13 protein-coding genes and 1 pseudogene are annotated in these 15,298 nt (G+C 67.9%); 8 read left to right on the top strand and 6 right to left on the bottom strand.

All coding sequences use genetic code 11. From position 1 onward, the window contains the following. Positions 1-10: 10 nt before the first annotated feature. From cphA to ctaD, 5 genes are all read right to left on the bottom strand, one after another. The gene (gene cphA / locus BVG12_RS03235) at positions 11-2,590 is read right to left on the bottom strand and encodes a cyanophycin synthetase (RefSeq protein ID WP_075791161.1); all 2,580 of its coding nucleotides are present in this window, start codon (positions 2,588-2,590) and stop codon (positions 11-13) included. After that, positions 2,587-3,504: a cyanophycinase gene (locus tag BVG12_RS03240; RefSeq protein WP_083684480.1), complete on the bottom strand. Its 918-nt coding sequence runs from the start codon at positions 3,502-3,504 to the stop codon at positions 2,587-2,589. The genes cphA and BVG12_RS03240 overlap by 4 nt, the downstream gene beginning before the upstream one ends. Next, positions 3,501-4,415 (bottom strand): isoaspartyl peptidase/L-asparaginase, encoded by a 915-nt coding sequence (locus tag BVG12_RS03245; protein WP_083684483.1) that lies wholly within the window; start codon positions 4,413-4,415, stop codon positions 3,501-3,503. Before BVG12_RS03245 ends, BVG12_RS03240 begins: the two co-directional genes overlap by 4 nt. Before the next feature lie 175 nt (positions 4,416-4,590). After that, on the bottom strand, positions 4,591-5,043 hold the full coding sequence (locus tag BVG12_RS03250) for a DUF2244 domain-containing protein (RefSeq protein WP_075791163.1): 453 nt from the start codon (positions 5,041-5,043) through the stop codon (positions 4,591-4,593). 16 nt (positions 5,044-5,059) lie between these two features. After that, positions 5,060-6,658, bottom strand: a complete 1,599-nt coding sequence (gene ctaD / locus BVG12_RS03255; protein WP_075791164.1) for a cytochrome c oxidase subunit I — start codon at positions 6,656-6,658, stop codon at positions 5,060-5,062. Between the two features lie 102 nt (positions 6,659-6,760). Between ctaD and BVG12_RS03260 the strand changes: the two genes are divergently transcribed. The 5 genes and pseudogenes from BVG12_RS03260 to BVG12_RS33805 all read left to right on the top strand — a co-directional run bounded on the left by BVG12_RS03260 (position 6,761) and on the right by BVG12_RS33805 (position 10,552). Beyond that, positions 6,761-8,011 carry an Hsp70 family protein gene (locus BVG12_RS03260; protein WP_075791165.1) on the top strand — a complete coding sequence of 417 codons (1,251 nt, stop codon included), beginning with the start codon at positions 6,761-6,763 and terminating at the stop codon, positions 8,009-8,011. 27 nt (positions 8,012-8,038) lie between these two features. Beyond that, on the top strand, positions 8,039-8,674 hold the full coding sequence (locus tag BVG12_RS03265) for a 3'-5' exonuclease (RefSeq protein WP_075791166.1): 636 nt from the start codon (positions 8,039-8,041) through the stop codon (positions 8,672-8,674). Positions 8,675-8,943: 269 nt separating this feature from the next. Further along, positions 8,944-9,861, top strand: a pseudogene (locus BVG12_RS34940) (SEL1-like repeat protein); the annotation flags it as partial. Positions 9,862-9,983: 122 nt separating this feature from the next. After that, a complete protein-coding gene (locus BVG12_RS35605) occupies positions 9,984-10,253 on the top strand; it encodes a tetratricopeptide repeat protein (RefSeq protein WP_307189129.1) in 270 nt (89 codons plus the stop codon). A gap of 155 nt (positions 10,254-10,408) precedes the next feature. After that, positions 10,409-10,552, top strand: coding sequence for a hypothetical protein (locus tag BVG12_RS33805; protein WP_156895522.1), 144 nt, complete (start codon positions 10,409-10,411; stop codon positions 10,550-10,552). Positions 10,553-10,609: 57 nt separating this feature from the next. On the opposite strand, the gene BVG12_RS03315 is transcribed toward BVG12_RS33805, so the two are convergent. Next, on the bottom strand, positions 10,610-11,185 hold the full coding sequence (locus tag BVG12_RS03315) for a helix-turn-helix domain-containing protein (RefSeq protein ID WP_075791167.1): 576 nt from the start codon (positions 11,183-11,185) through the stop codon (positions 10,610-10,612). Positions 11,186-11,319: 134 nt separating this feature from the next. Here BVG12_RS03315 and BVG12_RS03320 point away from each other — a divergent pair, with 134 nt between their 5' ends. From BVG12_RS03320 to BVG12_RS03330, 3 genes are all read left to right on the top strand, one after another. Beyond that, complete coding sequence (locus BVG12_RS03320) at positions 11,320-12,525, top strand: glycine C-acetyltransferase (protein WP_075791168.1); 1,206 nt, start codon at positions 11,320-11,322, stop codon at positions 12,523-12,525. A gap of 221 nt (positions 12,526-12,746) precedes the next feature. Then, a complete protein-coding gene (locus tag BVG12_RS03325; protein ID WP_075791169.1) occupies positions 12,747-13,709 on the top strand; it encodes an NAD-dependent epimerase/dehydratase family protein in 963 nt (320 codons plus the stop codon). A gap of 198 nt (positions 13,710-13,907) precedes the next feature. After that, on the top strand, positions 13,908-15,284 hold the full coding sequence (locus BVG12_RS03330; RefSeq protein WP_075791170.1) for an L-serine ammonia-lyase: 1,377 nt from the start codon (positions 13,908-13,910) through the stop codon (positions 15,282-15,284). The last annotated feature ends 14 nt before the right edge of the window (positions 15,285-15,298 follow it).

Below are 15,298 nucleotides of genomic sequence, written 5' to 3' on the forward strand. Positions count from 1 at the left end.
ACCGTCGCGCCTACACCGTTTCCGCTTCGATCCGGCTCGCCGTCGCCGGCGACGTGGGCCGGATCGCCTCCGTCAGCTCCGTGATCGACGAGCCGCAGCCGAAGACGAGCACGTCGCCCGGCTCGCAGCGCGCGAGGCCGGCGCGGATCGCCTCGTGCACGTTCAGCTCGACCTGAAGATGGTCTCCTTCGAATTTGCCGAGGCGCGCGCCCTGCACGAGCAGCGCCGCCACGTCGCCCGCCGCGCGGCCGCGGTTTTCCGTCTCGTACACGACCAGGTCGTCGAAGCCGGCCGCGCACGTCTCGCCGATGGCGACGAGGTCTTCGTCGCGGCGGTCGCCCGGTGCCGCGACGACGCCCACGAGGCGGCCCGGCGTCAGGGCGCGTGCCGTCTCGGCCAGCGCGGCATAGGCGGCCGTGTTGTGCGCGTAGTCGAAGATGACGGTCACGCCGTCGACATCGAACACGTTCGAGCGCAGCGGGTTGTGCTTCCAGTCGGAGACGAAGGTGCGCAGGCCGGCCGCGATCTCCAAGTTGCCGAAACCCGTCACGGCCAGGGCGGCGGCCGCCGCGAGCCCGTTGGCGATGTTGTAGCGCGCGGCGCCCTTCATCGTGCACGGCATCGTGCGCACGTCCAGCAGCGCCTCGTGGCGCGCGCCGGTCGCCAGCACCATGACATTGTCTTCGAGGTAGACGGCGCGGCCCCCGTTTTCCAGGTGGCGCAGCAGGATGGGATTGTCGGGGTCCAGCGAGAAATACAGGATTTCCACGGCGTGCCGCAGCGCGTCGGACATCGCGACGCAATGATCGTCCTCCGCGTTCAGCACGACGGCGCGGCGCGCGCGCTCCGCGATGACGCGTTTGACGCGCGCCAGTTCCTCGACCGTGTCGATGCCGTCCAGGCCCAGGTGGTCGGCGGAGACGTTCAGCACGATCGCGACGTCGCAGTGGTCGAACGCGAGCCCGCGTTTCAGGAGGCCGCCGCGCGCCGTCTCCAGCACGGCGAAATCGACGTCAGGCGACGCGAGCACGGTGCGCGCCGAGCGGTAGCCCGTGCAATCGCCCTTGACGATGCGCGCGCCGTCGATGTACACGCCTTCCGTCGTCGTCACGCCCGTGGTGAGGCCGGCGAGACGCGTCGCGTGGGCGATCAGGAGGCTCGTCGTCGTCTTGCCGTTCGTGCCCGTCACGGCAACGACGGGAATGCGGCCGTCGTCTTCGCCGAACAGCGCATCGACGATGGCTGCGCCGGCGTCGCGCGGCGTGCCGCGGCTGGGGTACTGGTGCATGCGGATGCCCGGCGCCGCATTGACTTCGATGATGCCGCCTTTCTGCCCGCGCAGCGGCCGCGCGATGTCCTGGCAGACGATGTCGATGCCGGCGACGTCCAGGCCGATCGTGCGCGCGGCGCGGATGCAGATGTCGCGCGTTTCTTCCGGCAGCAGGTCCGTCACGTCTTCGGCGGTACCGCCCGTCGACAGGTTCGCATTGCCGCGCAGGTCGACCACGCGGCCTTCCGGCGGCACCGCATCCAGGTCGTAGCCCTGCTGTGCGAGCACCTGCAGCGCGAGGTCGTCCAGCGGGATCTTCGTGAGGATGTTCGCATGGCCGTCGCCGCGCGCGGGGTTGCGGTTCTCGATCGCCACGAGTGCGCGGATCGTCGACACGCCGTCGCCCGTCACGTGCGGCGGCCGGCGCCACGAGGCGGCGGCCACCTTGCGGCCCGTGACGAGCACGCGGTAGTCGCGGCCCTGCAGGTGTTCTTCGACGATGACGCGGGGGCCGTACTTGCGGGCGAAGTCGAACGCCCGCGCGATGTCCTCGCGCGTCGCGCACGCGACCGTCACGCCCTTGCCCTGGTTCGCGTCGAGCGGTTTCACGGTGACGGGGCCGCCGAGGCGGCGCGCCACGCGCAGCGCGTCTTCCAGCGTCGATACCGTGGCGCCCGCGGGCACGGGCACGCCGGCCTGGTCGAGCAGGGTCTTCGTCAGCTGCTTGTCGCTGGCGATGCCGACAGCCACATGGTTGGTCGCGCCCGTGATGGTCGCCTGCAGGCGCTTCTGGCGGCTGCCCCAGCCCAGCTGGAACAAGTTCGCTTCCTCGGTCAGGCGAAGGCTCGGGATGCCGCGCCGGTGCGCGGCCGCCAGCACGGCCGCCGTGCTCGTGCCGATGGCATGGCGGCGGGTCGTGTCGCGCAGCGCGTCCAGGTCGAACGCCTGCTGGCGTTCGCATGCCGTGATCAGGGCGGCGGCCGTGCGCAGCGCCTGCGCCGCCACCTGTTCGACCGTGTAGCCGCACACGACGCGCACGCGCTGCGGCCGGGCGGCATCACACCGCGTCAGGCTGAACGTGCCGGGCGCGCCGGCCAGGCGCTGCAGCTCCATCACGACGGGTTCGAGGGCTTCGTGCGCGGCCTTGCAGTCGGACAGGCGCGCGGCCGCTTCGGCGGAGATCGCGGGCAGCGCGGCCAGCAGGCGCGTGCCGAGGCCCGCGGCGTGCCGCTCCCCCGCGATGTCGAGGACGGCTAGCAGGCAGGGCGACGCGGCGTACAGGTTCGGGCCGCGCAGGATGCGTTGTTCTGCGATGTTCATGAGATCGGATTCCGTTTCGTGAGGTTTTCCAGAAATTCAAGCAGTGGGGGAGGGATGCGTCTCGTGTCGTCGTCGTCCGTGCCCGGCAGGCTGTATCGGCTGCCGGCCGGCAGCAGGTGCAGGCGCACGTCGATCAGTTCCGGGGTTTCGTGGTTGGCGATCTCCGCGACGTTCGTCGACATCGCGCGGCCGTCCACGACGGTGACGGCGCCTTGGCCCACCACTTCGATGCCGACGCCGCGTTCGACGACGAGGGCGGTGTCCTCGTCGATGCCGATGCCCTGCAAATACGGGTTCTGGGCGACGACGGACAACAGGCGCGACAGGCGCTGGCGCTCGGAGAAGTGCTGGTCGATGACGACTTTGTGCAGGAAGCCGAGGCCCGCGCCCAGGCTCACGGAACCCTTCTCGGGATGCAGTTCCGCGCGGCCTTGCGCCAGCATGTGGCCGGACATCGCCGACGCACCGGCGCTGGTGCCGCCGATGCAGGCGCCGCGCAGCTTGAGGGCGGCGTGCATCTCCGCGTCGAGCTTCGTGCCGCCGACGATGGCGAGCAGGCGTTTCTGGTCGCCCCCGGTCATGAAGATGCCGTCGGCGTCGCGCACGTCGCGGATGCGGAGTTCGTCGTTCGCGTCCTGGCGGCTGTCCAGATGCAGGTGCAGGTGGCGCGTGACGCCGAGGTCGGCGAATGCGCGTTCATAGGTTTCCCACATGCTATCCATCACGGCGCTGGCGGCCGTGATGACGACGATCTTGGCGGACGGGCCGCCGGAGAGTTCGACGAAGCGCTTGAGGATCGCCATGTCGTGCTGCTTGTCCTCGCCGCCGCCGATGATCACGAGGTGGCCGTGGCTCTTGGCGACCCGCTCCGCCTGTTCGGCCTGGGCGATGGCGTTCTTGTCTTGTACGGTCATGATGCGACGATCCTTGCGTGGGGCATATCCTGGTTGCTGTGGGAGCCTGCCTCCGTGCGGCTGACGGCGATCAGGCCGACGGGGACCTTCGGGTCGAACAGGTCGACGCCGCGCTTGAGGGCCTGTTCGAGCGGCATGCCGCCCTCGATCCAGCCGTAGACGGTGCGCGCCAGCAGGTGTCGCACGATCTGCTCGCCGATGCCGGTGGCGGCCACGGCGCCCTCGGGACCCGCGTAGAAGCCGCTGCCGATGATGGGCGTGTCGCCCACGCGGCCCAGCAGCGACGGCGCCGAACCGCCCGTGGACAGCGCCACGGCGAAATGGCCGTCGGGTCCGCGCACGACGGCGCCGACCGTGTCGCAGGCCGCGTGGGCGGGCAGGTCGAGCGGCGTCTGGTAATTCCAGAAGCGCAGGAACGCTTTCGCCTCGTCGGAGATACCCGGCATCGACGGCACGCGGCCGGCCAGCTCGCGGATGACTTTTTCGTGGGCCGCGCGCTGGTGGTCGGAGATCGTCGTGTGGGCCGGGTGGCCGATGGCCGCGGCGAAACGGCTCGCGCCGTCGCCCGCCAGCAGCCAGTGCGGCGTCTCGGCGACGGCCCGCGCCAGCAGCACGGGATTCTTGACGCCCTGCACGCAGGCGACGGCGCCGAGGCGGCCGCGGGTGTCCATGACGGACGCGTCCATCTCGACCGTTGCGCCGTCCAGGCACAGCACCGAGCCGCTGCCGGCATTGAAGCGGCCATCGTCTTCCATCGACACGACGGCCGCGATGGCGGCCTCGAGCGCGTCAGCGCTGATGTCGAGCTCCTCGACCGCCCGCTGCGCCGCGCGTTCGCATCCGTCGTCGTACGCGCGCGGGCTGCCGGCCCCGCCATGCACGACGATTGCATAGCCTTCCATTACTTTCATATTGTTCTTCTCTCCTCGCATAACCGGTGCAATGCGCGCGCCGATGCGGCGCGGCAAAGCGGATACCGCATTATGCAAAACATAAAAAAATAGAAACATCGGTACCGTAGCCGTGTGGTTGTCAGACGCGGCTTACACGGATCAGTCAGGCGGAATGGGAGGGGATATTGTTTCTCTAGCGCATCGCGGACACGCTGCGCAGCGCCTGGCGCAGCTCGCGGGCCACCTGGCGGCGCCGCGAATCGTCGACGAAGCGGCCGATCTCGACCTTCACGCCGCGCGATTCAAGCTGGATGAGCGTGCGCGGGCGCTCATCCGGGACGACGACGCGGGTCCACAACGGATCGAGCCGGATCAGCTCGCGCTTTTCGGCTTGCACGCACGTGACGAGCAGGCCCGATTCGGACAGCGCGATGCGCTCGTGGTCCGTCGCATGGCGCGCATAGACGAGCATGGCGAGCCCGACGAGGGCCAGTTCGAGCAGGGAAAACCCGAGCACGAACCAGATGCCGTGGACCAGGAAGCCGAGCGCGACAGCAAGTGAGCCGATGCACAGGATGGCATAGGCGCGCGCGGCCTGGCGCGGGGACAGGGAGCAGTTGCGCCGCAATGTCCATTCCTGCGTCATGGCGGCACCCGCGGGGTCACTTGACCAGGGGCGGCGTCTCGAACGTGTGGAAGGGCGCCGGGCTCGGCACGGTCCATTCGAGGCCCTCCGCCCCCTCCCACGGCTTGGCCGGCGCGGGCGGGCCGCCGCGGATGTTCGGGATCACGACCCAAAAGAGCCAGTACACCTGGGATAGACCGAACAGGAAGGCGCCGGCCGACGTCAGGGCGTGGAAGTCGGTGAACTGGACGGGATAGTCCGCGTAGCGGCGCGGCATGCCGGCCAGGCCGAGGAAGTGCATGGGGAAGAAGGTCACGTTGACCCACACGAGCGAATTCCAGAAGTGGAATTTTCCGCGGCGTTCGTCGATCATGTGTCCGGTCCATTTGGGCGCCCAGTAGTAATAGCCGGCGAACAAGGCGAACAGCGACCCCGCCACCAGCACGTAATGGAAGTGCGCGACCACGTAGTAAGTATCCTGCATCTGGATATCGATGGGCGCCACGGAGAGGATGAGCCCGGTGAAGCCGCCGATCGTGAAGACCCAGATGAACCCGACGGCGAACAGCATCGGCGTTTCGAAGCTGAGCGAGCCCCGCCACATCGTCGCCACCCAGTTGAACACTTTGACGCCGGTCGGGACGGCCACGAGCATCGTCGCGTACATGAAGAACAGCTGGCCCGTGACGGGCATGCCCGTCGTGAACATGTGGTGCGCCCACACGACGAACGAGATGATGGCGATGGCCGCCGTCGCGTACACCATCGACGCATAGCCGAACAGGGGCTTGCGCGCGAACGCCGGGATCACCTGGGAGATGATGCCGAAGCCGGGCAGGATCATGATGTAGACCTCCGGATGGCCGAAGAACCAGAAGATGTGCTGGAACATCACCGGGTCGCCGCCGCCGGCCGCGTTGAAGAACGTGGTGCCGAAGTGGCGGTCGGTGAGGATCATCGTGACGGCCGTCGCCAGCACGGGCATCACGGCGATCAGGAGGTAGGCCGTGATCAGCCACGTCCAGCAGAACATCGGCATCTTCATCAGCGACATCCCGGGCGCGCGCAGGTTCAGGATCGTCGTGATGATGTTGATGGCGCCCATGATCGACGACACGCCCATCAGGTGGACGGCGAAGATGGTCATGTCCATGCCGGGGCCCATCTGGACCGACAGCGGCGGGTACATGGTCCACCCGGCCGCGTTCGCGCCGCCGGCGACGAAGAAGGAGCCGAGCAGCAGCGCGGCGGCGGGCGGGAGCAGCCAGAACGAGAAATTGTTCATGCGGGCGAACGCCATGTCGGACGCGCCCACCTGCAGCGGGATCATCCAGTTGGCGAAGCCGACGAAGGCCGGCATGATGGCGCCGAAGATCATCACGAGGCCGTGCTGGGTGACGAACTGGTTGTACAGCTCGGGCCGGAAGAATTGCAGGCCCGGCTGGAACAGCTCCAGCCGGATCAGGAGGGCCAGCACGCCGCCGGCCATGAACATGGCGAGGGCGAACCACAGGTAGAGCGTGCCGATGTCCTTGTGGTTGGTGGCGAACAGCCAGCGCCGCCAGCCGTGGGGGTGGGCGTGCTCGCCGGCGTGGGTGCCGGGCGCGAAATCGGAACTGCCTGCCGTGGTCGACATGTGTCCTCCGTAAGGCGTGGTGTCCATGAGACAGGCCGGTCCGGCGTTGGTTCCGCGCCCGGAATCTGGTAACATCTCGCCCCTTTAAATCGAAAGACTTCCATGGCGAACGCTTGCGGCGTCGATTTCGGCACATCCAACTCCACCGTCGGCTGGGTGCGCCCCGGCCAGCCCACGTTGCTGCCTCTCGAGGATGGCAAGGCGACCCTGCCGTCCGTCGTGTTTTTCAACGCGGACGACGAGCAGGTCCGCTATGGCCGCGCCGCGCTGGCGGACTACCTGGAAGGCTATGAGGGACGCCTGATGCGCTCGCTGAAGAGCCTGCTGGGCACGAGCCTGATGGACGGCCAGACGGAAGTCGCGGGGCGCGCATTGCCGTTCCGTCAATTGCTGGGACACTTCATCGGCGAGATCAAGCGCCGCGCCGAGCGCGAGGCCGGGCGGGCGTTCGACTGCGCCGTGTTCGGCCGCCCCGTGTACTTCGTCGACGACGATCCGGACGCGGACCGCCTCGCCGAGGACACGCTGGCCGGCATCGCCCGTTCGGTGGGTTTTCGCGACATCGGCTTCCAGTACGAGCCGATCGCCGCCGCGTTCGACTACGAATCGCGGATCGAGCGCGAGGAACTCGTCCTGATCGCCGACATCGGCGGCGGCACGTCCGACTTCTCGCTCGTGCGCCTGGGTCCGGACCGGACCGCCCGCACGGACCGCCGCGACGACATCCTCGCGACGGGCGGCGTGCACATCGGCGGCACGGACTTCGACAAATACCTGAGCCTCGCGTCCGTGATGCCGCTGCTGGGCCACGGCAGCGCGCTGCTGTCGGGTGCGGCGGTGCCGTCGAGTTATTACTTCAACCTGGCGACGTGGCATACGATCAACCAGGCCTATACGCGCAAGAGCATCGCCCAGCTGGCCGACCTCGTGCGCGACGCGGCCGAGCCCGACAAGCTCAAGCGCCTGCAGCGCCTGATCGACGACCGCGCCGGCCACTGGCTCGCGATGCGCGTGGAAGAGGCCAAGATCGGCCTGTCCGACGTGCCCGAGGTGGAACTGGACCTCGACCGCATCGATCCGCCGGAGGTGCTGCGCGTGGGCCGGGACCTGTTCACCACGTCGATCGGCGGCCTGGTCGACGGCGTCGGCGCGACCGTGCAGCGCCTGCTCGACGAAGCCGGCATCGCGCCGGAGCGCGTCGACACCGTGTTCTTCACGGGCGGTTCCAGCGGCGTGGCGAGCCTGCGTGAGCGGATCGCCGCCATCGTCCCCGATGCGCGCCGCGTCGAGGGCGACCTGTTCGGCAGCATCGGCGCCGGCCTGGCCATCGACGCGGCCCGCAAGTTCGGCTGAGCCAACCATCATCGCAAAGGAAGCACCGTGTTCGAACGCCCCATCGTCATGCTCGACTTCGAGACCACCGGCCTGTCGCCCGACGGCGGCGACCGCATCACCGAGGTGGCCGCCCTGCGCATCGCGGACGGGCAGATCGTCGAGCGCTACGTCTCGCTCGTGAACTGTGGCGTGCGGGTGCCGTCGTTCATCACCCAGCTGACGGGCATCACGCAGGCGATGGTCGACGGCGCACCGCCCGCAGCCGACGTCGTGCCGGCCCTCATCGACTTCATCGGCGACGACGTGCTGGCCGCGCACAATGCCAGCTTCGACGAAAAATTCCTCAAGGCGGAGGGCGCGCGGCTGGGCCACGCCTGCCGTCATGGCGGGCTCGTGTGCTCGCTGAAGCTGTCGCGCCGCGTCTTCCCGGGCCAGCCGAGCTACAAGCTGGGGCAGTTGTCGCGCGTCCTCGGCATCGCGTTCAACAGCCGCGCCCACCGTGCCGAGGCCGATGCCGAAGTCGCGGCGCAGCTGCTGCTGCATATCGGCCGCCACCTCGGCGCCGCCTATGGCCTCGCGGGCGTCGATCCGGACCTGCTCGTGTCGCTCAACCGCGTGGCCGCGGCCAAAGTCGATGCGTTCATGGGCGTGTACGCGGCGGGACGGCGCGTGCCCGCTTAATTCCTCCCGGCACCAAGTCGTCGTTGCGTGGCGGCGGCCACGTCGGCCGACCCGTGGCGACGGCGTCGTTTTCGCGTCCGTCCATCCCCCGCACGTTGGCGCAAGTCAAATCCGTGATGTATCGCATCATTACACTTTTGGCAATTCTTCGACTCCGTCAGGAGCATCGCATGCACAGTCAAGAGTCCATCCCGCGCGCCGGCGCGCTCGCCTGGTTCGCCCGCGCGGCCGCGCGCGGGAATGCCTATGCGCAGTTCAACCTCGGGATGATGTACAAGGAGGGCGACGGCGTGCCGCAGGACGACGTCGCGGCCTGCCGCTGGCTGGAACGGGCCGCCCGCAAAGGTCTCGCGTTCGCGCAGAACCACCTGGGCAGCATGTATTTCCAGGGGCGGGGCGTGGCGCAGTCCGATGACGAGGCGGCCTGCTGGTTCCGCCTGGCCGCCGCCCAGGGCGATGCGTCGGCGCAGCAGAACCTGGGCGACCTGTACCGGACCGGGCGCGGGGTCGCGCGCGATCCCGCACTGGCCGTCGCCTGGTATTACAAGGCGGCCGAGCAGGACCTGCCCAGCGCCCAGCGGCTGCTCGGCGCCTGTTACCTCGACGGCGCGGGCGTCGCGCGCAGCCATCCGCTCGCGATGGCATGGTTCCGCAAGGCGGCGCTGCTGGACGATGCCGAGGCCGAGGTCTGCCTGGGCCTGATGTACCGGCGCGGCCAGGGCGTGGCCCCGAGCGAGGCGGAGGCGATGTACTGGTTCCGCCGCGCCGCCGCGCGTGGCCATGCACCCGCGCAGCGGCTGCTGGGGCTGTCGTACCTGACGGGCCACGGCGTGCCGCCCGATATGCTCGGCGCCAAGGCCTGGCTCGAGTGCGCCGCCGAGCAGGGCGATGCGGAAGCGCAATTCAGCCTGGCCCAGCTGCTGGCCGGGGCCGATGCGGACGAGCACGCGGATGGGCATGACGGCGCGCATTGCGGCGGGGCGGCGCTGGCCTGGACGCTGGCGGCTGCCGAGCAGGGCCACGTGCCGGCCCAGGTCGACCTCGGCAACCGGTACGCCCAGGGCCGGGGCGTGGCGCGCGACCCCGAGCGGGCGCTGCACTGGTACCGGCGCGCGGCCGAGCAGGGCGCCGCCAAGGCCCAGTTCATGCTCGGCGTGATGTATGCCAACGGGCAAGGCGTCTGCCGCGACGATGCCATGGCCGCCGCGTGGTATCGCCGTGCGGCCGAGCAGGGCGACGCGAGCGCCCAGAACAACCTCGGCGTCATGGTTGCGAACGGCCAGGGCGTCCCCAGGACGACCGGCAGGCCGTGCACTGGTACCGCCTGGCGGCCGAGCAAGGCCATGCGCTGGCGCAGTACAACCTCGGCGGCATGTACAACAGCGGCCGCGGCGTGGCGCGCGATACCGTGCGTTCCTACATGTGGATGCTGCTGGCGGCGGACGCCGGCGACCCGCCCGCCGGCAAGGCCATCGTCGCGCGCCGGCTGTCGCAGGAACAGATCGAGACCGTCATCGGCCTGCGGCGCCGGCGGCAGAACGGCCGGCGGTACGCGGGACCGGAGCGGCGTGCCGCGTGATATAAGCCGCAGTGATTCCCGTTGCCGTCGACCGCGATATCACGGTGACAGAAATCATGAAAACGTATTGCCGTGATCGTAAATGGAAATTGGATTTATATCTGGTGCAGGGATAAAGTTCCGTGATCACTGAACGAATTGACGACGGAGCTGACATGAACGCCTATACCACGACCTCGACCCCCATCGCCACCGAGAGCAAGCTTGCCCGCCTGTTCCGGGCGTTCTGCGTGGAAGCGCGCCGCGCGATCGAAATCGTCGGGGCGGCGTACCAGAACGGTTTGCACCCGCCGCTGTAAGCGCCGCACGATCCGACCCCATGACGACCCCCGCCACGTGCGGGGGTTTTTGCTTTCTCAGCGGTGCACCACCACGAGCAACGCCTTCGCCTCCGTCTTGCCGGCATTCCGGATAGCATGATTCTGGTCGGCCGGATAACGCGCCGTCGCGCCGTGCTTGATTTTTCGCTTCTCGGCCCCGACCTCCAGTTCAACCGTCCCGGTGACTACGGTCAAGTGTTCGTTGGTACCAGGATCGTGGGCCTGCGACGCCAGTTCGCCGCCCGGCTGCAAGGTCAGTTCATACCATTCGTACTTGCCGGCAAGGTCCATCGGTCCGAGGATGCGCAGCGAGTAGCCCGCGTGGCTGCCGGGCAAGGTGGGGATTTCGTGGGCGTCGACGACACGGATCAGGTCGACCGCGCGCACCTCGGACGATAGCAGCTCGCCGATCTGCACGCCGAGCGCATTGGCCAGGCGCCACGTGATGGCGATGGTGGGGTTGGCCTTTTCTCGTTCGATCTGCGACAGCATCGATTTCGAGACGCCGGCGATGCGCGACAGGTCTTCCAGGGTGAGGCCGCGCGCGAGGCGCAGCCGCTGCAGGGTGGCCCCGACTTCGGGAGGGGCGCTGGTGGTGACCGCTTTGTTCATGGAGCTTGCTTGCCAAGTTCAATGGCTGGGGGTAAGATTCAATATATTGAAATTCTGTTCGAAATATAGAACAAGTTCCATACATCGAACGAACCGACACTATACCATTCGCCAACCGACAAGGACGAGGAAACATGAGCGACCCAGCATTCTATAGCGACCTCCAGCAGAAACTCGACACGCTCAAGACCGAAGGCCTGTTCAAGCCCGAGCGCGTGCTCGCCTCGCGCCAGGGCGCGGAAGTGGTCGCCGACGACGGCCGCACCTTGATCAATATGTGCGCCAACAACTACCTCGGCCTGTCGGGCGACCTCGAGACGCAGAAGGCGGCCGAAGCGGCGCTGCAGAAATACGGCTACGGCCTGTCGTCCGTGCGCTTCATTTGCGGCACGCAGACGGTGCACAAGGAGCTGGAGAAGAAGCTGTCAGAGTTCCTCGGCACGGAAGACACCATCCTGTACGCCGCCGCGTTCGACGCCAACGGCGGCGTGTTCGAGCCGCTGTTCGACGAGAACGACGCCATCATCTCGGACGCCCTGAACCACGCCTCGATCATCGACGGCGTCCGCCTGTGCAAGGCCGCGCGCTACCGCTATGCCAACAACGACATGGCCGATCTCGAAAAGCAGCTGCAGGCCGCGACGGAAGCCGGCAAGCGCCACAAGATCATCGTCACGGACGGCGTATTCTCGATGGACGGCACGATCGCGCAGCTGGACAAGATCGTGGCGCTGGCCGAGAAGTACGGCGCGCTGACGATGATCGACGAGTCGCACGCCTCCGGCTTCATGGGCAAGACGGGCCGCGGCACGCACGAGCACTGCGGCGTGCTCGGCAAGATCGACATCATCACGGGCACCCTCGGCAAGGCGCTGGGCGGCGCGATGGGCGGCTTTACGTCCGGCCGCAAGGAAGTCATCGAGACGCTGCGCCAGAAATCGCGTCCCTACCTGTTCTCCAACACGCTGGCGCCGATGATCGCCGGCGCGTCGCTGGCCGTGCTGGACCGCATCAGCAAGTCGACCGAACTGCGCGACCGGTTGCACGAAAACACCGCATACTTCCGCCGCGAGATCGAGCGTATCGGTTTCACCATCAAGCCGGGCACGCACCCGGTGGTGCCGGTGATGCTGTTCGACGCGCCCGTCGCGCAGAAATTCGCGGCGCGCATGTTCGAACTGGGCGTGCTGCTGTCGGGCTTCTTCTACCCGGTGGTGCCGATGGGCCAGGCGCGCGTGCGCGTCCAGCTGTCGGCGGCGCACACCCGCGCGCAGCTGGACACGGTGCTCGCCGCCTTCGAACAGGCCGGGCGCGAACTGGGCATCATCAAGGCCGCCTGACCGGGGCGGGACGGATCACCGATCGGCCGGATGGCGCCGCCCACGAAGCGGCGCGCCGGGAACATGGAGGAGCTTCGAAAGACCGCCGCGGGCCGCCGCAACGGCGTCCCAGACGCGCAGCTGTACGAGAGTACGACGCGCAAAGCAGGACGCCAGTGCAACGCGAAGCAGGTTTTCGACGCTCATACGGCTCACGAAGCCGGAACAAGAAGGAAACAAGCATGGAACGCATCCTCATCATCGGCGCCAACGGCCAGATCGGCAGTGAACTGGTGACCGCCCTCGCGCAGCAGCACGGCGCCGCCAACGTGATCGCCTCCGACATCGGCGCGGACAATGTGTACGGCGCGGCACGCTATGTGCGCGTCGACGTGCTCGACCAGGACGCGGTGGCGCAGCTGATCGCCGACGAAGACATCACCCAGGTCTACCAGCTGGCCGCGCTGCTGTCGGCCACGGGCGAGAAGGCGCCTTTGAAGGCATGGAAGCTGAACATGGACGGGCTGTTGAACATCCTCGAGATCGCGCGCGAGCGGGGAGAAGCGGGCAAGCCGCTGAAGGTGTTCTGGCCGTCGTCGATCGCCGCGTTCGGCCCGAACACGCCGAGCGAGCACACGCCGCAGTACGCGGTCATGGACCCGACGTCGATCTACGGCATCAGCAAGCTGGCCGGCGAGCGCCTGTGCGAGTACTACCATGCGAAATACGGCGTGGACGTGCGCAGCATCCGCTACCCGGGCATCATCAGCTACAAGTCGCCGCCGGGCGGCGGCACGACGGACTACGCGATCGCGATCTTCCACGCGGCGCTGCGCGGCGAGACCTATGAATGCTTCCTCGGCGCGGAAACGACGCTGCCGATGATCTACATGCCGGACGCGATCCGCGCCACCATCGAACTGATGGACGCGCCGGCCGATAAGGTCGTGATCCGTTCGTCGTACAACGTGGCCGGCGTCTCGTTCAATCCGCGCGAGCTGGCTGCCGCCATCCAGAAGAAACTGCCGGCCTTCCGTATCGCCTACCAGCCGGACAGCCGCCAGCAGATCGCCGACTCCTGGCCGAAGAGTCTCGACGACAGCCGCGCGGCCGCGGACTGGGGCTGGCAGGCGCGCATCGGCGTCGACGAGATGGTTGCCGACATGCTGGCCAATGTCGACGTCGGGATGAGCAAGGCGGCCTGATGACAATGAACGTATGTGTCGATCCACCATAAGTGGACAACATAGGTACTCCGTCATTCCCGCGCACGCGGGAGTCCATGCTGAGCTGGATGTTGCTGGTTCAGGATGGATTCCCGCTTCCGCGGGAATGACGTTTTGAGGGTGGCGTCCCCAAGAGGGACGCGCAGCCCGTCACATAAACAAAACTGGAGACAGCTCATGGACATGAGCGTATTTGACTTATTCAAGATCGGCATCGGCCCATCCAGCTCGCACACGGTCGGCCCGATGGTGGCCGCGCGCCGCTTCCTCGTCGAATGTGGTCCGCTGGACGCGGCGGTGGGCGTCGAAGCCCATCTGTATGGTTCCCTCGCGCTGACGGGCGTCGGCCACGCCACAGACAAGGCCGTGATCCTCGGCCTGATGGGCGAGACCCCGCAGGACGTCGACCCGGACACCGTCGAGGACAAGCTCGCGGAAGCGGAGCTGGACGGCGTGCTGAACCTGCTGGGCACGAAGCCCGTGCCGTTTTCGCGCAGCACGGGCCTCGTCTGGCACAAGCAGTCGACCCTGCCCGGGCACCCGAACGGCATGCGCTTCGTCCTGAAGCTCGCGGACGGCAGCGTCATCGAACGCATTTATTATTCGATCGGCGGCGGCTTCATCACGGCGCCCGGCGAAACCCAGGCGGCGCGCGAGACGATCGCGGTGCCGTTCCCGTTCTCCACGATGCGCGAGTTGCTGGAGCAGGGCGCCCGCGCCGGGCTGACGATCCCCGCCATGCTGCGCGCCAACGAGTGCGCGCGCATGACGAACGACGAACTCGACGCCGGCCTCGATCGGATCTGGGACGTGATGCGCGGCTGTATCGCGCACGGCCTCGTCACGGAAGGCGAGCTGCCGGGCGGATTGAACGTCAAGCGCCGCGCCGCGAAACTGTGGCGCCAGGAACAGGCCGCGCGCAGCGCGACGAACCACTTGCCGCACGACGCCGTCAACCAGGTCAGCCTGTACGCGATGGCCGTGAACGAAGAAAACGCGGCGGGCGGGCGCGTCGTGACGGCGCCGACGAATGGCGCGGCCGGCATCATCCCGGCCGTGCTGCGCTACTACGCCGAGGATTGCCGCCCGAGCGACGCGCGGCGCGGCATCCACGATTTCCTGCTGACGGCGGCCGCGATCGGCATGCTGTGCAAGAAGAACGCGTCCATTTCCGGCGCCGAGATCGGTTGCCAGGGCGAGGTCGGCGTCGCGTGCGCGATGGCGGCGGCGGGCCTCGTGGCGGCGCTGGGCGGGTCCAACGGCCAGATCGAAAACGCGGCCGAGATCGGCATCGAACACCATCTGGGCATGACGTGCGACCCGATCGGCGGCCTCGTGCAGATCCCGTGCATCGAGCGCAACGGCATGGGCGCCATCAAGGCCATCACGGCGGCGTCGCTGGCGCTGAAGGGCGACGGCACACACTTCGTCAGCCTGGACGAGGTCATCGAGACGATGCGCCAGACGGGGTTCGACATGCAGGCCAAGTACAAGGAAACGTCGCTGGGCGGTTTGGCGATCCACGTGGTCACCGTCAACCACGCCGCATGTTGAATATTCGACGCAGA

Source organism: Massilia putida (assembly GCF_001941825.1).
Classification (GTDB): domain Bacteria; phylum Pseudomonadota; class Gammaproteobacteria; order Burkholderiales; family Burkholderiaceae_D; genus Telluria; species Telluria putida.